The sequence below is a fragment of the Actinophytocola sediminis genome (genome assembly GCF_054779715.1).
This window is the reverse complement of the sequence record NZ_BAAGXS010000078.1, coordinates 62,851-82,494: the sequence shown is the minus strand read 5'-3', so window position 1 is coordinate 82,494 and position 19,644 is coordinate 62,851. Positions and strand designations below refer to the sequence as shown.

Genomic DNA, 19,644 nt, shown 5'->3' with positions numbered 1-19,644 from the left:
ACTGTGGAGGGACACGCCATGACCACGGCAACCCTGGTCGCCACACCCGATCCCGTACCGGCCCCTCGTGACCGGAGTACCGATCTGCTCACTGCCGCGCTGCAAGCCGCGTCACGCGGCTGGCACGTGTTCCCGTTGCGGTCAGGCACGAAGCTGCCGGCGCTGCACCGGGTCGACCGGTGCCCGCGAACCGGCGCGTGCGTGGCCGGGCACGCCGGGTGGGAGCAGCGCGCCACCACCGACCCCGATCGCATCCGGGCTGCCTGGTCGGCCGGCCCGTTCAACGTCGGTATCGCGACCGGCCCATCGGGTCTGGTCGTGGTGGACCTCGACACCGCCAAAGGCGAACTGCCCCCGGACCCGTGGAACGTGCCCGGGGTGCGGGACGGACAAGACGTGCTCGCGGTGCTCGCCGACCGCCACGGCCAACCCGTGCCGTGGGACACCTTCACCGCCGCCACCCCGTCCGGCGGGGTGCACCTGTACTTCCAAGCGCCCGTCGGGGTGCAGTTGCGGAACACCGAGGGCGACAAGGGCAACGGGATCGGGTGGCGGGTCGACACCCGCGCGCACGGCGGCTACATCGTGGCCCCTGGTTCCATCGTGGACGGAGCCATCTACACCGTCACCGCTGACCGGGACCCGGCGCCGCTCCCGAGGTGGCTCACCGACCTGTTGCGGCCGGCGCCGCTCCCCGCGCCACCCGAACATCCGGTGGTGGCGAGGGTTGGTCGGTCCCGCTACCTGGATGCCGCGATCCGGATGGAGTGCGAACGCGTCCATACCGCGCCCAAGGGGCAGCGCAACGCCTGCCTGTTTGTCGCGTCGTCCGCGCTTGGACAGCTCGTTGCCGGTGGCGCCCTAACCGAGCAGGAGCACGAGGCCGTGTTGCTCACCGCGGCCGGTCGGCATCTCGCGGTCGGTGCCTACACCGAACAGCAAGCGAGAGCCACCATCCGATCCGGACTTGCCAAGGGCCGTAACCGGCCCCGGCAGGTGGCCTGATGGTGGCGTTCCTGTTGGGCACCCATCAGCCGGGCTGGTTGGCGCGGGCGGGTGTGCCGTTGTTCGTGTCGGACGTGCGCCTGCGGGCCTACAAGACGCTGCCGCGGGCAGTGGCGTCGTGGGCATTGGACTCGGGTGGGTTTTCCGAGTTGCAGTACCACGGCCGGTGGACGGTCACCCCAGAGGAGTATGTGGCGCGGGTGCGTCGCTATCGCGACGAGATCGGCCACCTGTTGTGGGCAGCGCCGCAGGACTCGATGTGTGAGCCGCCGATCATTTACGGCGGCCAGTACGGACGCGAGAAGTTCGTGGGCACCCGCCAGTTCCTTGACCCGGGCCGGCGGTTGAGCCACGAGGACCTGATCCGGCTGCACCTGATGATGACGGTCGCGAACTACGCGACCTTGGTGCGACTGGACCCGACATTGCCCTGGGTGCCGGTTGTGCAGGGCTGGAGAGTGAAGCACTACCTGCTCTGCGTTGACCTGTACCGGGAACTCGCTGGCATCGACCTGGCCACCATGCCACTGGTGGGAGTCGGCAGTGTGTGTCGCCGGCAGAACACCAGCGAGGCAGGCGAGATCCTCGCCGCACTCCGCGATCGTGGCCTGACCCGGCTACACGGGTTTGGGTTCAAGCTCCAAGGGCTCGAGCAGCACCGGCGACTGTTGGCATCGGCGGACTCGATGGCATGGTCGGACACAGCGCGCAAACACCACCGTCGCGCCATCAAGCTCGAACTCGCGCATGGCCTGATGCCCGGCTGTGAGCCTGGGCCGCATCACCCGGCCCAGAACTGCGCCAACTGCCTGCCCTTCAGTCTGCGGTGGCGCACCACCGCACGCGCAGCTGCGGCAGCTACCCGAACAGGCCGGTCCGCGAGCCAACCCCAGAGCCGTGACGTTCGGCAGTTGGCGCTGTGGAACACCACAGGAGATGCCGCATGACCGCCACACCCGGACGGGGCCTGCATCCGGTGACGCCGCAACCGAGCAGGCGGACACGATGGACCGACACCGAACTCATGCGCGAGGAGTTCCCGCCCGTGCGGTGGGCCGTTCCCGGCCTGCTCTGCGAAGGACTGAACCTCTTGGCGGGTGCGCCGAAGCTCGGCAAATCCTGGCTGTCGCTGGGGATCGGCGCGGACATCGCCAACGGCGATGCCGCGCTGGGCTCCATCGACGTCGAACGTGGCCCTGTCCTGTACTGCGCACTGGAAGACACCGGACGGCGCCTTCAACGCCGCAGGCGGCAAATGCTGGCCGCCGGGGGCCGTGCGGCGTCGTTGCTCACCCTGGAAACCGCCTGCCCCACCATGACCGCGGGCGGGGACGCGCTCATCGTGGACTGGCTCGAACAGAGCCCAGGGGCCCGGCTGGTCATCATCGACACCTACGAGAAAATGCGGGGCCGGGACGCACCCGGCGTGTCCGCCTACGGCGGGGACTACGCCGCCGCGACCAGGTTCAAGGTCATCGCCGACACCTACGGCGTCCCGATCCTGCTCATCCACCACGTCCGCAAACAAGGCGCCGACGACTGGCAAGACCTCGTGTCCGGCACCAACGGCCTGATGGGCGCCGTAGACGCCACGTTGGTGTTGGAACGCTCACGCGGCCAAGCAGACGGCGTTCTGCACGTCACCGGCCGCGACGTCGAAGAAGCCGACTACGCCATGAGCTTCGACCCCCAATCCGGTGCCTGGACCAAACTCGACGGCCCCGCCTCCGACTACGAAGTCAGCGAAACCCGCGGCCTGCTCCTCCGCCTGATCCGCGACTACCCCGGCAGCAAACCCGTCGAACTCGCCAAAGCCCTACCCGACATACCGGCGTCGACGATCCGCAAAACCCTCGCCCGCATGGCAGAAAAAGGCCAGGTCAAAGCCACCCCCGGCGGCGCCTACCACCCGATCGACCAGGCCAGTGACACCCACCAGGACGTCACCGCTGTCACACCTGTCACACCGTCACTCCACACCCTCTGACCAGGGAGAACACCTGTGACACCCCCAGTGACACCCACCAGGACCAGTCACTCTGACCTTCCGGTCCTGTACACCACCGATGAGGCTGCGGACATCCTCAGGGTGCGCAAAAGCTGGCTCGAACGGCAAGCAGCTGCACGGAAGGTCCCATTCACCCTGCTCGGTGGCAGCTACCGCTTCTCAGTCGCCCATCTCCACGAAATCGTGCACATTTTCGAGCCTGATCCGAGCACGGTGGTGATAAGCACACCACGTATAGCGATGCGTCGGGGAACCCAGCCCACAGGCAAGAAAGCGACTCCGCTCCAGGCGCGTCACCGGACACGGGCCGCCTGATCGGTCGACGAAAGGAACGTATCAACCGTGGCATACGCGGAAAAGCGCGGAAATGCGTGGCGCGCTCGCTGGCGCTCGCCGGACGGCACGCTTGACGGCCTGTCGGGCTTCGAGAGCAAGAAAGATGCCGTCAACTACGGACAGGATCGTGAAGCAGAGATCCGGAATGGCACCTATGTTGACCCGCGCGCTGGCAATATCGCGCTGGCGACGTGGGTCAACGAGTGGTTTCCGTCGTTGGACCTAGAGCCTACAACGTTGAGCAACTACCGCTACATGATCGAGTATCACATCTTGCCAGAGTTCGGTGGTCGCGCGTTGAACTCGCTCACCGCCCAGGAGGTTGCGAAGTGGGAGAAGGCGCTCAGGGCAAGTGGCCTTTCGCAACGAACGGCGGCAGGTGCGCGTTCAACGCTCACGACGGTTCTCGCGGACGCAATCCCCCGTCACATTCCGAGTAACCCTGCGGAACGACAACGAGGTAAGGGGAGGAAGGGGCGGAGTCGCATAGCGCGGCTCGAAAAGCAGGAGAAGGCTTGGCCATCACCATTTCAGGCGCTAATCCTCGCCGAGCGCGCTGCCGCGCTGACCGGAAACGATCTGGACTTCGTCCTGTCCATCACGATCGCATACACCGGAATGCGATGGAGTGAAGCTATCGGGCTTGCTCCCAACTGTGTTCGGGGAGACGTGCTCGGCATCGACTGGAAGCTCTACGAGCTGGACGGACAATTCTACTCAGGTCGTCCCAAGGATGGGTCCATGCGCACTGTCGACTTGCCAACGTTCCTGAGTAAGCTTCTGGCTGCTCACCTTGGAACAACGACAGGTTCCAGCTGTACGTGTCAGCTCCCCAACGGTGCGGACCCGGATATCCAATGGTGCACCGGGGCCGAGTTCGTCTTTCTTGGCACGAGAGGCGGACACTTGCGACGGTCGAACTACGGTGCGCGCGTCTTTCGCCCTGCGGCTGACGGCTACTACCCGGAAAGGAATGGGCGCCGGAAGCGGGACAAGATGCCGGTACTCGTCGACTACGCGCACCCATGGCCGGGCAAGCTGGTACCGCCGTGGCCGTTCGCTGACGCGCGTGAGCCGACCTACCAGCCACCTGTTGGCCGGGGGAGACCACGTCCGGCAGATGCGACCAGCTTCGCGTCATGGCTTGCCATCCGGCCGGGCTTGACACCCCATGGGCTGCGTCACGGGCATCAGACCTGGATGGACGAGACAGGCGTTCCCTACCCGCTCCAAGCAGAACGGATGGGGCACGAGGTGTCCGGAATGCGGGGCGTGTACAGCCACGTCAGCGAGAGCATGCGGGCGATGCTCAAGGACGTGCTACAGGCGCTGTGGGAGCAGTCTCTCACCGAACGGCTGCGGATCTCGCCACGTTCATCGGTGCCCGTCCTGGACAGGCTTCTGCGCGATCACCAAGGAGCCTGATCCGGGGAGCCCGCTCCCATTTCGCTCCCAGAATCGGACACCTCAAGGTCAGGGTCTCCCTGCTCAACTGAGCGGAGAGGCCCTGACCTGGTGTTTTCTTGGGGTGAGTGACGGGACTTGAACCCGCGACATCCTGGACCACAACCAGGTGCTCTACCAGCTGAGCTACACCCACCATCGCCGCCGGGAAACAGCGGCGGACAACATCGTAACGTGCGCCCCACCCGGCCCCGCAATCGGTTACTGGTTGGCCCCGCTGAGCCCGTCGGCCACGGCCTTGGCCTGCTCACTGCTCGGCCCGGGCAGCGGCACGAACGCGGTACCCCGGTAGTAGCGCAGCTCCCGGATCGACTCCCGGATGTCGGCCAGCGCCCGGTGGGTCAGCCCCTTGTCCGGCTGCGCGTAGTACACCCTCGGGTACCAGCGCCGACACAGCTCCTTGATCGAGGACACGTCGATCATCCGATAGTGCAGGTGGGTGTCCAGCGCCGGCATGTCCCTGGCGATGAACCCCCGGTCGGTGGCGATGGAGTTCCCGCACAGCGGCGCGGTCCCCGCCTCCGGCACGTGCCGGCGGACGTAGTCGAGCACCTGCTTCTCCGCCTCGGCGAGGCTCACGGTCGACTGGCGCACCACTTCGGTGAGTCCGGACCTGGCATGCATGTCTCGCACGACATCGGGCATCCCCTCGAGTACCGCGTCCTCGGCGTGGATGACCACGTCGACTCCGTCGTCCAGGATGTTCAGCTCGGAGTCGGTGACGAGTACGGCGATCTCGATCAGGGCATCCCTGCCGAGGTCGAGGCCCGTCATCTCGCAGTCAATCCAGACCAGGTTGTCCGTCACACCGAGGGAGCTTAGCCCGGGTACGCTCGTTTGATCTCGGAACCGGAGGCGAGGCCGATGGGCAAGGATGTCGAGCGGACCGAGTTCACCCGTGCGGACCGGCAGCAGTTCCGCCAGAAGGTCCGTCAGTGTCTTGACGTGTTCGCCCAGATGCTGGCCGAGGCGCGGTTCGACACCGAACGCCCGATGTCCGGCCTCGAGGTGGAGCTGAACCTGGTCGACCCCGCCGGCGACCCGGCGATGCGCAACGCCGACGTGCTCGCCGCGATCGCCGACCCGGCCTTCCAGACCGAGCTTGGCCGGTTCAACATCGAGATCAACCTGCCGCCGAAGGAGCTCGGCCCGTCCGGCCTTGCCGACTTCGAGACCAGCCTGCGCGACAGCCTCAACGCCGCCGAGCGCAAGGCCGAGCTGTCCGGCTCGAACATCGTGATGATCGGCATCCTGCCCACGCTCCAGGACGAGCACATGGGCCCGGAGACCCTCTCCGAGAACCAGCGCTACAAGCTGCTCGACCAGCAGATCTTCGCCGCGAGAGGCGAGGATCTGGAGATCGACATCGCCGGCCAGGAGCGGCTGGTCACCCAGGCCGACACGATCGCGCCGGAGAGCGCGTGCACCAGCGTCCAGTACCACCTGCAGGTGGCGCCGGACACGTTCGCCAAGTACTGGAACGCGAGCCAGATCGTCGCCGGCGTCCAGGTGGCGCTCGGCGCCAACTCGCCGTTCCTCTACGGCAAGCAGCTGTGGGCGGAGAGCCGGATCACCCTGTTCGAGCAGAGCACCGACACCCGCTCCGAGGAGCTCAAGGCCCAGGGTGTGCGCCCTCGGGTCTGGTTCGGCGACGGGTGGATCACCTCGATCTTCGACCTGTTCGAGGAGAACGTCCGCTACTACCCGGCCCTGCTCCCGCTGTGCGACGACGAGGACCCGGCGGAGGTGCTCGCGCGGGGCGAGACGCCGACGTTGAGCGAGTTGCGGCTGCACAACGGCACGGTCTACCGGTGGAACCGGCCGATCTACGACGTGGTGGACGGCTGGCCACACCTTCGGGTGGAGAACCGGGTGCTGCCGGCCGGCCCGACCGTGGTCGACGTGATGGCGAACGCGGCGCTCTACTTCGGCCTGGTCAGGGGGCTCGCCGACCAGGATCGTCCACTGTGGACGCAGATGAGCTTCTCCGCCGCCGAGGAGAACTTCCACGCCGCCGCCAGGGAGGGCATCGGCGCGCGGATCTACTGGCCGGGGGTGGGCGAGGTGCCGGTGACCGAGCTGGTGTTGCGCAGGCTGCTACCCCTGGCGCACGCCGGCCTGGACGCGTGGGGCGTCGCCGCGGCCGACCGGGACCGGCTGCTCGGCGTGATCGAGCAGCGGTGCATCAGCGGCCGCAACGGCGCCACCTGGCAGGTCGACACCGTGCACGCGCTGGAGCAGACGACCTCGGTCGACCGCAGACCGGCGTTGCGCGAGATGACCAGGCGCTACGCCACCCACATGCACAGCAACGAACCCGTGCACACCTGGCCGGGGGTGTGACCGGTCAGCTGGTTGTCTTCGACGCCTCGAGCACGGCGTCGCGCAACACGGCGCGCAACCGGCCGACGTCCAGCGCCGCGAGCACGGCGGTTTCCCCTGGTGGCGTGACCAGCACGACCCTTCCCTGCCGGACGAACACCGTCAGGTCCCGGCGCCGTCCGGCGACGTCGCGACAGGCGATCGACCACTCCCTGTGGTTGTTCACTATCCCCATCCTCGGGCCGTTACTGAACTACGCCACCGTTGGCGCCGTATACCCACAAGGGACGCGACCGCGGTGGCTACGTGACGGCAGTTCGTCCAGACAATCGTGAGAACGACGCAAACTTCTCGAAAGGCATGATTCACATGGCCGATCCGAACCGTATCGTGATCGTCGGCACAGGTCTCGCCGGTGCCACCGCGGCGGGCGAGCTGCGCGCCCAGGGCTACTCCGGACACCTGACCCTGCTCGGCCAGGACGCCGACCGGCCCTATGAACTGCCGCCGCTGTCCAAGGGCATCCTCCTTGGCGACACGACCGACCCGGACTGGGTGCACGACGAGGCGTTCTACGCCGACAAGGACATCGACCTGCGACTGTCCACCCTGGTCAGCGAGGTGCGCCTGGGTGACCAGGAGGTCGTCGAGGCCGGCGGCACCAGCCACCGGTTCGACCGGCTGCTGCTGGCCACCGGCTCGACCCCGCGCACGCTCGACCGGCTTCCCGGCGCCGACCTCGACGGCCTGCGCACGCTGCGCACCCTGGCGGACTCGCGGTCGCTGCGCGCGGAGCTGACCGAGGGCCGCCGGGTGGTGATCATCGGCGCCGGCTGGATCGGCTGCGAGGTCGCCGCCGCCGCGCGCGCCCACGGCGCCGAGGTGACCGTGGTCGACCAGCAGCCGTTGCCGCTGCACGCCGTGCTCGGCGACACCGTCGCCGGCGCGTTCCACGACCTGCACGCCGGCCACGGCGTGACCTGGCGGCTTGGCATCGGCGTGGCCGGGTTCACCGGCGACGGCACCGTCTCCGGGGTGACCCTGGCCGACGGCACGACCCTGCCGGCCGACCTGGTGCTGGTCGCGATCGGCGCCGCGCCGAGGGTGGAGCTCGCCAGGGCGATGGGCCTCGAGCTGGCCGAGTCGGGCGGGGTGGCCGTCGACGAGGGCCTGCGCACCTCGACCGAGCACGTGTACGCCGTCGGCGACATCGCCGCCCACCGGCACCCGCGCTACCCGGACCGGGTGCGGGTCGAGCACTGGGCCAACGCCAAGGACCAGGGCGCGCACGTCGCCCGCAACCTGCTCGGCGCGCACGAGCCCTACCAGGCGAGCCCGTTCTTCTTCTCCGACCAGTACGACCTCGGCCTGGAGTACCGCGGCCTGGCCGACCCGAACGCCGACGAGCTGGTCGTGCGCGGCGACCTGGCCGCCCGCGAGTTCATCGCATTCTGGCTGCGCGACGGCGCGGTGCGCGCGGCGCTGAACGTCAACATGTGGGACGACGGCGACGCGCTCGGCGCGCTGGTCGACAACGGCGTCCGGGTGGAGCCGGCGAAGCTCGTCGCCGCCGAACTCGCCAACATGCTGGGGTGAGCCGGAGCACACCATGACGGGGTCACTCGAGTCGGTACTGGTCAGAGCCGACCAACTGGCCGCACAGGGCCGTCCGCACTCGGCGATCGCCATGCTGGTCCCGGCGATCGCCGAGTTCCCGGAGCATCCCGGCTCGTGGTGCCGGCTGGCCGCGGCCCACCTGGACGCGGGGCAGCCGGGCGAGTCGCTGGACGCGGCCAAGCAGGCGATCGTGCTCGGCGAGCGGTCCTGGGCACACCGGGTGGCCAGCCTCGCGCTGGTGGAGCTCGGCCGGCACGACGAGGCCGTGGTCTCGGCGCGCGAGGCGGTGCGCCGCGAGCCCGAGGACTGGCGTTGTCACGTGGCGCTGGCCGAGGCGCTGGCCAACGACACGCCCGCGGACGCGATGCGCTCGGCTGGCGCGGCGGTGGCGCTGGCGCCGGAGCAGGCGCGGACCCACGAGATCCTCGGCGACGCGGCCACCCGCGCGCACGACTGGCTGGCCGCCGAGCGGGCCTACCAGCAGGCGCGCCGGCTGGACCCGGACAACGAGGACGTGGTGGCCAAGCTCGCCCGGTTGGCCGCCCGCCCGCCCGCGGATCCGCGCCGGCCCGCGCGGCCGGCCATCCGGGCGCCTGCCCGCCGCGCGACGGGCAGGCTGGGCCGGGCCGAGCGGATCGGCCTGCTGTTGCTGGTGCGCCGGAGCGCGGCGTGGCTGGTGGTCGGGTCGCTGGCGTTGCTGGTGGCCGGGCAGCCGGCGCCGAGCCGGATGCTCGCCTGGTTCGGGCTCGGGACGGTGGTGTTCGTGGCGGCGCTGGCCGGGCACGGGTGGCGCGGGTTACCCGCGCCAGTGCGGGTTTCACCGCGTGAACTGTCCACACGGGAGCCCGCGATCGCGGTGTCGGTAGGGTTGGCCATGTTGTCGGTACTGGCGATCCTCAGCTGGATTGTGTTGCTGGTACTGGGATCGGGGTCACTCACCGCGTTGCTGCTCGCGCTCGGTGGTTGCTCGGTCGCAGCCGCAAACAGTTGGTTCGGACTGTGGCGGATTTGGGCAGGTAGAGGCTAGGGTGCGCGAATTGGCGCGGGGATAGGGGACGATCGTGTTGGTCAGGCTAGGTGGTTTGCTCGCGTTCTTCGGTCTTGGCTCGGTGGCGCTGTACTCCTTCGACATGCAGTTCAAGATCCTGTCGTGGGCCGAGCCGGCGCAGCCGTGGCTCGGTGTCGGGCTCGCGTTGGCCGGAGCCGCCGTACTGGCGGTGAAATTCTTGGTGAACAACAACGACACGCCGGCCCCGGCGAGCGCGCCGGGCGCACCGGGCGCACCGCAGTTCTCGCCGCCGCCGGGCGGGTACGCCCCGCCGCCGAACGTGCAGCGCGGCCAGAACTTCGGCCCACCGCAGGGTTTCCCGCCCGGCCAACAGTTCCAGCAGGGTCCCGGCCAGCAGCCGGGTGGCCCCGGGTTCCCGCCGGGTCACGGGCAGCCCCATGGCGGTTCCGGGTTCGGCCAGCCGCGCGGGCCGGAGCCGGTGCTCGGCCGCCCTCAGTTCGCGCCGCAGGTGGCCACGCCGCCCCCGCCCGGCCAGCCACGGCAGGCGCCGCCGGCCGGGTTGCCGCAGTTCCCGCCGCGCCAGCAGCCGCCGCAGCAGCAGCCGGAACCGGTGCCCCAGGACCAGTTCGGCCCGCAGGGTGGGCAGCCCTTCGGCCACCAGGGCTGACCGCGGCGGCATGACGACCTTCGGCGGTTACCAGAACGAGCTGTACCTGCAGGGTCTCGGTGGCCAGGTGCCGATGTTCACCACCAACGGCACCGCGCTCGAGGCGGCCGCGCGCGCCCACCTCGCCGACGATCCGTTCGGTTACGTGGTCGGTGGTGCCGGTGCCGGCACCACCGTGGCGGCCAACCGGGAGGCGTTCGACCGGTGGCGGATCGTCCCCCGGATGCTGACCGACGCGACCAGGCGGGACCTGTCGACCACGGTGCTGGACACCGCGATGCCGGCGCCGGTGATGCTCGCTCCCGTTGGCGTGCAGTCGATCGTGCATCCGGACGGGGAGCTGGCCACCGCGCGGGCGGCGGCCGCGCTCGGGGTGCCGATGATGCTCTCGACGGCGTCGTCGTACGCCATCGAGGAGGTCGCGGAATCCAATGGGGACGGTCCGCGCTGGTTCCAGCTGTACTGGCCCAACGACAACGACGTGACGATCAGCATCCTGTCGCGGGCCAAGGCCGCCGGGTTCTCGGTGCTGGTGGTGACGCTGGATACGTGGACGCTGGCCTGGCGCACCACGGACCTGGACGCGGGGTACCTGCCGTTCCTGCGTGGCATCGGCACCGCGATCCCGTTCTCCGACCCGGCCTTCCGCGCCGGCCTCGCGAAGTCGCCGGAGGAGGACCAGACCTCGGCGATCCTGCACTGGATCCCGATGTTCACCGGCACGGACAAGCGCTGGGACCAGCTGCCGTTCCTGCGGGAGCACTGGGACGGGCCGATCGTGCTGAAAGGCATCCAGCACGTCGACGACGCGCGCCGGGCAGGTGACGCCGGGATGGACGGCATCGTGGTGTCCAACCACGGCGGTCGCCAGGTCGACGGGGCGATCGGGTCGCTGGACGCGCTGCCGGAGATCGCCGCCGCGGTCGGCGACCGGCTGGCGGTGCTGTTCGACTCCGGCATCCGCACCGGCGCGGACATCGTGAAGGCACTGGCGCTGGGCGCACGGGCGGTGCTGCTCGGCCGCCCCTATGTCTACGGCCTGGGCCTGGCCGGCGAGGCCGGCGTCCGCCACGTCCTCCGCAGCATCCTGGCCGACCTGGACCTGACGATGGCCCTGTCCGGCCACCGCACCCCCACCGACCTCACCCCCGACACCCTCCGCCGCACCTGAGTTGACTACTTCGCGTCGGCGTAGGTGGTGACGGTGGTGGCCTGGAGGGGGAACAGGACTGGGGTGTCCGGGAAGACCAGGCGGGTGGCTTCGGCGGCGGACGCGGTGATGGCGTCGGTGACGTGGGGGGCCTGGGCGGTCGGGCAGTGGACCAGGACCTCGTCGTGCTGGAAGAAGACCAGTTGGGCCTCGGTGCCGGCGAGGTGGCCGCGCAGCAGGGCGAGCACGGTGAGCGCCCAGTCCGACGCGCTGGCCTGGACCACGAAGTTGCGGGTGAACCGGCCCCACTCCCTGGCCGCCTGCCGGGAGCGGCGCTCGGCGCCCTCGTCGTCGGCGGCCGCGCCGATCAGGTCGCGCCAGGCCTCGCTCGGCGGCGGGCTGGTGCGCCCAAGCCGCGACCGGACCAGCTGTCCCTGCTCGCCCGCGCGGGCCGCCCGCTCCACGTAGTCCACCGCCTGCGGGAACCGTTTGCGCAACGTGGCCAGCAGCGCCGCCGCGCCCCCCGCGGTGCCGCCGTACATCGCCGAGAGCATGGCGATCTTCGCGTGGTCCCGGTCGCCGTCGAAGGCGTCGGCCGCCAGCCGCGAGTACAGGTCGACCCCACTGGACACCGACGCGAGCCCGTGGTCGCCCGACAGCGCGGCCAGCACCCTGGGCTCCAGCTGCGCGGCGTCGGCCACCACGAGCGACCAGCCGGGATCGGCCCGCACCGCCGTGCGCAGCGCCCTTGGCAGCTGTAGCGCGGCTCCACCCCTGGTCGCCCAGCGGCCGGACACCACCCCGCCGACCACGTACTCCGGCCGGAACCGGCCGCCGCGCACCCACGAGTCGAGCCAGGTCCAGCCGTTGGCCACCCACAGCCGCGCCAGTTCCTTGTAGCGCAGCAACGGCTCCACCGCGGGATGGTCGACCTCGCGCAGCACGTGTGCCCTGGTCGACGTCACGTCGATGCCCGCGCGGCCGAACGCGCGGAGCACGCTCGCCGGGTTGTCCGGGTTGACCTGCCGGCTCTCCGGCACGCCGACCAGACCGAACGCCGTGGTGATCTCCTCGGCCAGGCCGGCGAGCACGGCCGGGCGCGCGCCGGGTGACGGCCGGGGACCGAGCAGGTCGGTGAGCAGCGCGTCGTGCACGTCGGCCCGCCAGGGCAGCCCGTGGTGGCGCATCTCGGCGGCGGCCAGCGCGCCCGCCGACTCCGCGGCCACCAGCAGGCGTAACGGCGCCGCCTCGGCCATCCGCCGCACCTGGTCGGCGTGCACGGCCACCGCCGCGGCCAGCGGGTCGGCGTCGGGCGGCAGCCGGGAGCGGTCCGGCTCGAACAGCGTCGGCTGCTCGTCGCGGGACACCGGCCGAGGGTCGGCCGGCTCGGGCAGGCCACGCAGTCGCGCCCACGCCGCGGCCGGGTTGCGCGGCCGGCCGGGCGTGCCGGCGTGGGCCAGCAGGATGCCCTCGGTCAGCGTCAGGTCGTGGCAGCGGCCGAGCCGCACGCCGGCCGCGAGCAGGTCGGGGTAGAGCGCGTCGGCCGATGGCAGCACCCAGCGCGGCGCGTGCTCGGCCTCGGTGCCGGCGATCCAGCCGGCGAGGTCGGGCACGACCGTGTCGGTGCCGCCGGGGAGCACGCGCACCCGGCCGGCGCCATCGGCCTCCGGTGCCACTACGACCTGCATACTCGGCATTGTGCGCGCTGCCACCGACAGTTCCACGGTGGACCGCTAGTTAACTCCCTAGTAGGTTCGAGCACAGCCGACGAGGAGGTCAGAGTTGACTCGGGTCAGGCACGCGGTCGCACAGGTTCCGGTTCTGGTACGCGGGCTCAACGTCATCCGCCGGTCGGGCCTGGTGCCCTTCACCCGCCCGGACCGGGCGCTGGTCTCGCTGCTTCGGTTACGCCAGCTCGGCCCGATCGCCGGCGCGGCCAGGGTCGCCGCCGGCCGCGACCGCACCGCCGTCGGCCTGGTCGACGAGCGCGGCCCGCTCACCTACGCCGAGCTCGACGCCCGGTCCAACGCGCTGGCCAGGGCGTTCGCCGCGCGCGGACTCGGGCCGGACTCGGTGATCGCGCTGCTGGCCCGCGACCACCGCGGCGCGGTGCTGACCATGATCGCCGCCGGCAAGCTCGGCGCCCGGCTGCTGCTGATGAACACCGGCTTCGCCAAGCCCCAGTTCGTGGACGTCGCCCGGCGCGAGCGGGTCTCGGCGATCGTGCACGACCAGGAGTTCACCGACCTGGTCGACGCGGTCGACCTGCCGGCGTTCCTGGCCTGGGTCGACGACCCCACCACCGGCGAGACCCTCGAGGACCTCGTCGCGGGGGTGGACGACAGCCAGTTGCCCAACCCGCGGCGCCCCGGCGGGCTGGTGCTGCTCACCAGCGGCACCACCGGCACCCCCAAGGGGGCGCCCCGGCAGGTGAAGTCGCCGCTGGCCATCGCCCAGTTCCTCGACCGCGTGCCGCTGCGCGTCGGCGAGGCCACGATGCTCGCCGCGCCGCTGTTCCACGGCACCGGGCTGTCCCAGTTCCTGCTGTCCTTCGGCCTCGGGTCGACGGTCGTGCTGCGCCGCCGGTTCGACCCGGAGGAGACGCTGCGCGCGATCCAGGACAACCGGGTCACCGCGCTGGTGGTGGTGCCGACGATGTTGCGGCGCATCCTCGACCTCGGCCCCGATGTGCTGGCCAGGTACGACACCTCGAGCCTGCGGATCGTGTTCACCGCGGGCTCGGCGCTGCCCCCCGAGCTCGGCAACCGGGCCACCGCGGCGTTTGGCGAGGTCGTGCACAACCTGTACGGGTCGACCGAGGTCGCGGTGGCGACCGTGGCCACGCCGAGTGACTGGCGGGAGGCGCCGGGCACCGTCGGCCGGTCCCCGGTCGGTTGCACGGTCGCGCTCTACGACGAGGACGGTCGCCGGATCACCGCCAACGAGGTGGTCGGCCGGGTTTTCGTGGGCAGCGTGCTGGCCTTCGAGGGCTACACCGACGGCCGGCACAAGGACGTCATCGACGGCCTGCTGGCCACCGGCGACCTCGGCCACTTCGACGAGCAGGGCAGGCTGTTCATCGACGGCCGGGACGACGACATGATCGTCTCCGGTGGGGAGAACGTGTTCCCCGGCGAGATCGAGAACCTGCTGCTGGAGCACGAGGCGGTGGCCGAGGCCGCGGTGACCGGCGTGCCGGACGAGGAGTTCGGCCAGCGGCTCAAGGCCTATCTGGTGCTCCGGCCGGGCGCGCGCCTGGACGTCGAGGCGGCCAGGGAGTACGTGCGGGCGAACCTGGCCAGGTACAAGGTGCCGCGCGAGGTGGTCTTCGTCGGCGAACTGCCCCGCAACGCGACCGGCAAGCTGCTGCGCGAGCGGCTGGCCGAGCTGGCCTGATATCACATCAAATTTCTCGGGGCAAGACCCCATAGTTGGGGATCATGGCGAAAAATGGGTGGAACTCGAAAGGTGGAAATCTAAATTTCATTTCCGCATCGAATATCCGCGGGATTGTCCGGAATAGTCACCCGATAGCAGTGTTTGCGCAGGTGGCGACACGTGTGCGGCGGAGTGTACCGGTGGTCATCCAATTTCGCGGCCGTTGACACTGCTGGACTGTCTGCAGTAGAACGATTACGCCGTTCAGTCCAGAACGGGCAAGTGGCAAGCATTGCCCGAAGTTCAATCGAAAGGGTTGCATGAGATTGGGTTACCGGCATTCTTCAAGAAATGCGGGTGGCCACATCGTCGGGGACAGAAAGGGCAAAATCGTCATGACGCGCAATCGTCGGGGCCGGCTCATCGCCGGCGTGGGGCTCGCGGCAGCGGCAGTGGTGGTCACCACTGCCGTCGCGATTCCCGCACAGGCGCAGGAAGGCACGATCCGTCTCGCGGACTCCGAGGCGGCCGTGACCGACAGCTACATCGTGGTGCTGGAGGACAACCTCCCGGCCGCGGTGGACACCGCGGTCAACACGCTGGCCTCGCAGTACGGGGTCCAGGTCGAATTCACCTACACCACCGCACTGCAGGGCTTCTCGATCACCGCGTCGGCCGACCAGGCCAAGCGGCTGGCCGCGGACGACTCGGTGGCCTACGTCCAGCAGAACCAGCAGTTCAGCATCAACGACACCCAGCCCGACCCGCCGTCCTGGGGTCTGGACCGCATCGACCAGCCCGACCTGCCGCTGGACAGCTCCTACACCTACGCCACCAGGGGCGCGGGCGTCACCGCCTACGTCGTCGACACCGGCGTGATGATCGAGCACCCCACCTTCGAGGGCCGGGCGACCGGCGGCTTCGACGCGATCGACGGTGACAGCGACGTGACCGATGGCCACGGCCACGGCACGCACGTCGCCGGGACCGTCGGCGGCGCGGAGTACGGCGTCGCGAAGGGCGTCAGCATCGTCGGCGTCCGGGTGCTCGACGACAGCGGCTCCGGCACGACCGCCCAGGTGGCGGCCGGCATCGACTGGGTGGCGCAGAACGCGAGCGGCCCCTCGGTTGCCAACATGAGCCTCGGCGGTCCGGCCGACGACGTGCTCGACGCGGCCACCGCCGGCGCGATCGACGCCGGGGTCACCTTCGCCGTCGCGGCCGGGAACTCCTCGGCCGACGCGGCCGGCTTCTCGCCGGCCAGGGTCGAGACGGCGCTGACCGTCGCCGCGTCCGACGACGCCGACTCGCAGGCCTCGTTCTCCAACTACGGCTCGCTGGTGGACCTCTACGCCCCGGGCGTGGACATCACCTCCTCCTGGAACGACGGCGCCACGGACACGATCAGCGGCACGTCGATGGCCTCCCCGCACGTCGCGGGCGCGGCCGCGCTGTACCTGGAGGCCAATCCGGACGCCGCCCCGGCGGACGTGGCCACCGGCCTGACCACGGCGGCCTCCGCCGACAAGATCACCAACCCGACCGAGGGCACCGCCAACCTGCTCCTCTACGTGGGCGAGTGACGTCGAGCGGGTAACCGCAGCGAAGGGTCCCTTCACCGCGCTCAGCGCAGTGAAGGGACCCTTCGCTGCTTGTGCGGCCAGCCCAAGGTCCAATCGGGGGTCTCCCGGACGGGTGGTTTTGGCCTACTGTCCATGAGGTGGACTTCTCGCACTCGGCCTCGGCGGCCGACTACCTGCAGCGTGTCGGCGACTTCCTCCGCACGGAGATCGAGCCGGTGGAGGCCGAATACCACCGGACACTCCAGGAGAGCAAGGACCCCTGGGTGGTCCTGCCGATCATCGACGAGCTCAAGGGCAAGGCCCGCGCGCAGGGCCTGTGGAACCTCTTCCTGCCGGAGAAGGAACATGGCGGCGCCGGGCTGTCCAATGTGGAGTACGCGCCGCTGGCCGAGCTGATGGGCCGCTCCACGATCGCGCCGGTGATCTTCAACTGCAACGCCCCGGACACCGGCAACGCCGAGGTGCTGGTCAAGTACGGCACCGACGAGCAGCGCGCGCGTTGGCTGGAGCCGTTGCTGCGCGGGGAGATCCGCTCCGCGTTCTGTATGACCGAGCCGGAGGTGGCCTCCTCGGACGCCACCAACATGGCGGCCACCGCGGTGGTCGACGGCGACGAGATCGTCCTCAACGGACGGAAGTGGTGGAGCACCGGCGTCGGTCACCCGGAGTGCGCGTTCGTGATCTTCATGGGCCTGACCGATCCCGACGCGCACCGTTACCGCCGTCACTCGATGGTGCTGGTGCCGATCGACGCCCCCGGTGTCCGGGTGGAACGGTTGCTGTCGGTGTTCGGTCATCGGGACGAGCCGTTCGGCCACGGCGAGGTCAGCTTCACCGACGTGCGGGTGCCGCTCTCGTCGGTGATCGCCGGGCCGGGCCGGGGCTTCGAGATCGCCCAGGGCAGGCTCGGCCCCGGCCGGATCCACCACTGCATGCGCTCGATCGGCCTGGCGGAGAAGGCGTTGGAGCTGGCCTGCGCGCGGGCCACCGAGCGGGTCGCCTTCGGCAAGCCGCTGGCCGGCCTCGGCGGCAACCGGGAGCGGATCGCCAAGGCCAGGATCGCGATCAACCAGGCGCGCCTGCTGGTGCTGCACACCGCGTGGCTGCTGGACACCGTCGGCCTGGACGGGGCGCGCAGCGAGGTGTCGCAGATCAAGGTCGCGGTGCCGAACATGGCACTCGAGGTGATCGACATGGCCATCCAGCTCCACGGCGCGGCCGGCCTGTCCGACGACTTCCCCCTGGCCGCCGCCTACACCGGCGCCCGCTCACTGCGCCTGGCCGACGGCCCCGACGAGGTCCACCTCGGCCTGATCTCCCGCTACGAACTGGCCGGCTACCAGCCAGAGGTGGGCCGCCAGTGAGCGAGCTTCAGGATCGGCCTGGGCGGGTCAGGGACGAGGACGCGTTCGACACCGAGGCGGTCACCGCCTGGCTTCGCTCCACTGTGGACGATCTGGGCGCGCTGACCGAGGTGTGCCAGTACCCCGGCGGCGCGTCGAACCTGACCTACCTGCTGCGCTTCGGCGACCGAGAGCTGATCCTGCGTCGCCCGCCGGCCGGCCAGAAGGCCCGGTCCGCGCACGACATGCGGCGCGAGTACCGGGTCCAGCGCCAGCTGCGCCCGGTCTACCCCTATGTGCCCGAAGTGCTCGCGCTCTGCGAGGACCCCGAGGTGCTCGGCTCGGACTTCTACGTCATGGAGCGGCTGACCGGCATCATCCTGCGCGGCGACCTGCCGCCGGGCATGACGCTGCCCGCGGCCGAGGCGCGGGCGCTGGCCTACCGGGTGTTCGACCGGCTGATCGAGCTGCACCAGGTCGACCCGGAGGCCGCGGGCCTCGCCGATCTCGGCAAGGGCGCCGGCTACGTCGACCGGCAGGTGCGCGGCTGGTCGGACCGCTACGTCCGGGCCCGCACCGACGACTCGCCCGACTGCGCCGAGGTCATGGCCTGGCTGGCCGAGAACCGGCCAGACGACGTGGGCATCTGCGTGATCCACAACGACTTCCGGTTCGACAACGTGGTGCTCGACGACCAGTCGACACTGGACGTCGTGGGCGTGCTCGACTGGGAGATGGCCACCCTCGGCGACCCGCTGATGGACCTCGCGGGCAGCGTGGCCTACTGGATCCAGGCCGACGACGACGAGACCGCGCAGGTGCTGCGCCGCCAGCCGACCCACCTGCCCGGTATGCCGACCCGCGCCGAGCTGGTCGACCACTACTGCGCCAGTACCGGCCTCTCCGCGGCGAACTGGACCTTCTACGAGGTGTTCGGCCAGTTCCGGCTGCTGGTGATCATGCAGCAGATCTACTACCGCTACCGCGCCGGCCAGACCAACAACCCGGCGTTCCAGCACTTCGGCACGTTCGTCAGCTACCTCGACCAGCGCTGCCGCGCGGCGATCGGTCGCTGATGGCCGCCATCTACCTGCTGCGCCACGGCCAGGCCAGCTTCGGCACCGCCGACTACGACGTGCTGTCCTCGGTCGGCGAGCTGCAGGCCAAGGTCCTGGGCGACGAGCTGCGCCGCCGGGAGGTCCAGGTGCACGCCGTGTGGTCGGGCACCCTGCGCCGCCAGGTGGCCACCGCCGCGGCCTGCCTGCCGGCCGCCGGCGTCGACCTGGAGATCCGCCAGGACCCGAGGTGGAACGAGTACGACCACCTCGGGCTCGTGCCGGAGGGCCAGGCGAGCGACCCGGCGGATCTGGCCGCGTCCGCGCGGCACTTCCAGGCCGCCCTGGACGACGCGTTGTCCCGGTGGCTCACCGGCGGCGGCCCGGCCGGCACCAGCGGCACCTGGGAGCGGTTCCGCGACGGCGCGTTCGCCGCCGCCACGGACGTGTTCGCCGGCCTGCCCAAGGGCGGCGCCGCGCTGGTGTTCACCTCGGCCGGCCTGATCAGCGCGTTGTGCACGCGCCTGTTGGACCTGCCGCCGAAGGGCTTCCTCGCGCTCAACCGCACGATGGCCAACGCCTCGGTCACCAAGCTGGTCAGCGGCCGGTCCGGGGTGAGCCTGCTGTCCTACAACGAGCACGGCCATTTCGAGGGCCAGCACCGGGAACTGCTCACCTATCGGTGAGTTGCCCGCTCACCGAGCGGT

General features: G+C 70.2%; 18 protein-coding genes and 1 tRNA gene. 15 read left to right on the top strand and 4 right to left on the bottom strand.

Annotated elements, in window-relative coordinates:
- Positions 1–18 precede the first annotated feature (18 nt).
- Genes ACYVIP_RS36650 through ACYVIP_RS36630 form a run of 5 tightly spaced genes read left to right on the top strand, consistent with a single transcriptional unit; the run spans position 19 to position 4,774 of the window.
- Positions 19–1,005 (top strand): bifunctional DNA primase/polymerase, encoded by a 987-nt coding sequence (locus tag ACYVIP_RS36650; protein WP_460404936.1) that lies wholly within the window; start codon positions 19–21, stop codon positions 1,003–1,005.
- Positions 1,005–1,952, top strand: coding sequence for a deazapurine DNA modification protein DpdA family protein (locus tag ACYVIP_RS36645; RefSeq protein WP_460404934.1), 948 nt, complete (start codon positions 1,005–1,007; stop codon positions 1,950–1,952). The genes ACYVIP_RS36650 and ACYVIP_RS36645 overlap by 1 nt, the downstream gene beginning before the upstream one ends.
- Positions 1,949–2,992 carry an AAA family ATPase gene (locus ACYVIP_RS36640; RefSeq protein WP_460404932.1) on the top strand — a complete coding sequence of 348 codons (1,044 nt, stop codon included), beginning with the start codon at positions 1,949–1,951 and terminating at the stop codon, positions 2,990–2,992. Before ACYVIP_RS36645 ends, ACYVIP_RS36640 begins: the two co-directional genes overlap by 4 nt.
- Before the next feature lie 15 nt (positions 2,993–3,007).
- Positions 3,008–3,328, top strand: coding sequence for a helix-turn-helix domain-containing protein (locus tag ACYVIP_RS36635; protein WP_460404930.1), 321 nt, complete (start codon positions 3,008–3,010; stop codon positions 3,326–3,328).
- Positions 3,329–3,355: 27 nt separating this feature from the next.
- Positions 3,356–4,774, top strand: a complete 1,419-nt coding sequence (locus tag ACYVIP_RS36630; RefSeq protein WP_460404928.1) for a tyrosine-type recombinase/integrase — start codon at positions 3,356–3,358, stop codon at positions 4,772–4,774.
- Positions 4,775–4,873: 99 nt separating this feature from the next.
- On the opposite strand, the gene ACYVIP_RS36625 is transcribed toward ACYVIP_RS36630, so the two are convergent.
- Together ACYVIP_RS36625 and orn are read right to left on the bottom strand one after the other, a co-directional pair.
- Positions 4,874–4,949, bottom strand: a tRNA-His gene (locus tag ACYVIP_RS36625).
- A 65-nt stretch (positions 4,950–5,014) separates the two neighbouring features.
- Positions 5,015–5,620 (bottom strand): oligoribonuclease, encoded by a 606-nt coding sequence (gene orn, locus ACYVIP_RS36620; protein ID WP_460404926.1) that lies wholly within the window; start codon positions 5,618–5,620, stop codon positions 5,015–5,017.
- Positions 5,621–5,677: 57 nt separating this feature from the next.
- Between orn and ACYVIP_RS36615 the strand changes: the two genes are divergently transcribed.
- Complete coding sequence (locus tag ACYVIP_RS36615; RefSeq protein WP_460404924.1) at positions 5,678–7,156, top strand: glutamate-cysteine ligase family protein; 1,479 nt, start codon at positions 5,678–5,680, stop codon at positions 7,154–7,156.
- Positions 7,157–7,160: 4 nt separating this feature from the next.
- Here ACYVIP_RS36615 and ACYVIP_RS36610 read toward each other — a convergent pair whose 3' ends face one another.
- Positions 7,161–7,370, bottom strand: a complete 210-nt coding sequence (locus ACYVIP_RS36610; protein WP_460404922.1) for a hypothetical protein — start codon at positions 7,368–7,370, stop codon at positions 7,161–7,163.
- A 134-nt stretch (positions 7,371–7,504) separates the two neighbouring features.
- Here ACYVIP_RS36610 and ACYVIP_RS36605 point away from each other — a divergent pair, with 134 nt between their 5' ends.
- From ACYVIP_RS36605 to ACYVIP_RS36590, 4 genes are read left to right on the top strand one after another with little or no spacing between them, the layout of a single operon-like run.
- Positions 7,505–8,731, top strand: a complete 1,227-nt coding sequence (locus ACYVIP_RS36605) for an NAD(P)/FAD-dependent oxidoreductase (RefSeq protein WP_460404920.1) — start codon at positions 7,505–7,507, stop codon at positions 8,729–8,731.
- A 13-nt stretch (positions 8,732–8,744) separates the two neighbouring features.
- On the top strand, positions 8,745–9,779 hold the full coding sequence (locus ACYVIP_RS36600) for a tetratricopeptide repeat protein (protein WP_460404918.1): 1,035 nt from the start codon (positions 8,745–8,747) through the stop codon (positions 9,777–9,779).
- Between the two features lie 55 nt (positions 9,780–9,834).
- Positions 9,835–10,428, top strand: coding sequence for a hypothetical protein (locus ACYVIP_RS36595; RefSeq protein ID WP_460404916.1), 594 nt, complete (start codon positions 9,835–9,837; stop codon positions 10,426–10,428).
- Positions 10,429–10,438: 10 nt separating this feature from the next.
- Positions 10,439–11,599 carry a lactate 2-monooxygenase gene (locus ACYVIP_RS36590; RefSeq protein WP_460404914.1) on the top strand — a complete coding sequence of 387 codons (1,161 nt, stop codon included), beginning with the start codon at positions 10,439–10,441 and terminating at the stop codon, positions 11,597–11,599.
- 5 nt (positions 11,600–11,604) lie between these two features.
- On the opposite strand, the gene ACYVIP_RS36585 is transcribed toward ACYVIP_RS36590, so the two are convergent.
- Positions 11,605–13,266: a bifunctional 3'-5' exonuclease/DNA polymerase gene (locus tag ACYVIP_RS36585; protein WP_460404912.1), complete on the bottom strand. Its 1,662-nt coding sequence runs from the start codon at positions 13,264–13,266 to the stop codon at positions 11,605–11,607.
- A 94-nt stretch (positions 13,267–13,360) separates the two neighbouring features.
- On the opposite strand from ACYVIP_RS36585, the gene ACYVIP_RS36580 reads away from it, so the two are divergent.
- The 5 genes from ACYVIP_RS36580 to ACYVIP_RS36560 all read left to right on the top strand — a co-directional run bounded on the left by ACYVIP_RS36580 (position 13,361) and on the right by ACYVIP_RS36560 (position 19,623).
- Positions 13,361–14,974, top strand: coding sequence for an acyl-CoA synthetase (locus tag ACYVIP_RS36580; RefSeq protein ID WP_460404910.1), 1,614 nt, complete (start codon positions 13,361–13,363; stop codon positions 14,972–14,974).
- Between the two features lie 377 nt (positions 14,975–15,351).
- The gene (locus ACYVIP_RS36575; RefSeq protein WP_460404908.1) at positions 15,352–16,539 is read left to right on the top strand and encodes a S8 family peptidase; all 1,188 of its coding nucleotides are present in this window, start codon (positions 15,352–15,354) and stop codon (positions 16,537–16,539) included.
- Positions 16,540–16,676: 137 nt separating this feature from the next.
- Positions 16,677–17,903, top strand: a complete 1,227-nt coding sequence (locus tag ACYVIP_RS36570; protein WP_460404906.1) for an acyl-CoA dehydrogenase family protein — start codon at positions 16,677–16,679, stop codon at positions 17,901–17,903.
- Positions 17,900–18,958, top strand: coding sequence for a phosphotransferase family protein (locus ACYVIP_RS36565; RefSeq protein WP_460404904.1), 1,059 nt, complete (start codon positions 17,900–17,902; stop codon positions 18,956–18,958). The genes ACYVIP_RS36570 and ACYVIP_RS36565 overlap by 4 nt, the downstream gene beginning before the upstream one ends.
- Positions 18,958–19,623 carry a histidine phosphatase family protein gene (locus tag ACYVIP_RS36560; RefSeq protein WP_460404902.1) on the top strand — a complete coding sequence of 222 codons (666 nt, stop codon included), beginning with the start codon at positions 18,958–18,960 and terminating at the stop codon, positions 19,621–19,623. Before ACYVIP_RS36565 ends, ACYVIP_RS36560 begins: the two co-directional genes overlap by 1 nt.
- The last annotated feature ends 21 nt before the right edge of the window (positions 19,624–19,644 follow it).

Bases quoted from the DNA above. Each gene is read 5' to 3' on its own strand.
- ACYVIP_RS36610 (WP_460404922.1), bottom strand. From the start codon at position 7,370: ATGGGGATAGTGAACAACCACAGGGAGTGGTCGATCGCCTGTCGCGAC.
- ACYVIP_RS36585 (WP_460404912.1), bottom strand. From the start codon at position 13,266: ATGCAGGTCGTAGTGGCACCGGAGGCCGATGGCGCCGGCCGGGTGCGC.
- ACYVIP_RS36615 (WP_460404924.1), top strand. From the start codon at position 5,678: ATGGGCAAGGATGTCGAGCGGACCGAGTTCACCCGTGCGGACCGGCAG.
- ACYVIP_RS36590 (WP_460404914.1), top strand. From the start codon at position 10,439: ATGACGACCTTCGGCGGTTACCAGAACGAGCTGTACCTGCAGGGTCTC.
- ACYVIP_RS36575 (WP_460404908.1), top strand. From the start codon at position 15,352: ATGACGCGCAATCGTCGGGGCCGGCTCATCGCCGGCGTGGGGCTCGCG.
- ACYVIP_RS36605 (WP_460404920.1), top strand. From the start codon at position 7,505: ATGGCCGATCCGAACCGTATCGTGATCGTCGGCACAGGTCTCGCCGGT.
- ACYVIP_RS36600 (WP_460404918.1), top strand. From the start codon at position 8,745: ATGACGGGGTCACTCGAGTCGGTACTGGTCAGAGCCGACCAACTGGCC.
- ACYVIP_RS36645 (WP_460404934.1), top strand. From the start codon at position 1,005: ATGGTGGCGTTCCTGTTGGGCACCCATCAGCCGGGCTGGTTGGCGCGG.
- ACYVIP_RS36560 (WP_460404902.1), top strand. From the start codon at position 18,958: ATGGCCGCCATCTACCTGCTGCGCCACGGCCAGGCCAGCTTCGGCACC.
- ACYVIP_RS36650 (WP_460404936.1), top strand. From the start codon at position 19: ATGACCACGGCAACCCTGGTCGCCACACCCGATCCCGTACCGGCCCCT.
- ACYVIP_RS36640 (WP_460404932.1), top strand. From the start codon at position 1,949: ATGACCGCCACACCCGGACGGGGCCTGCATCCGGTGACGCCGCAACCG.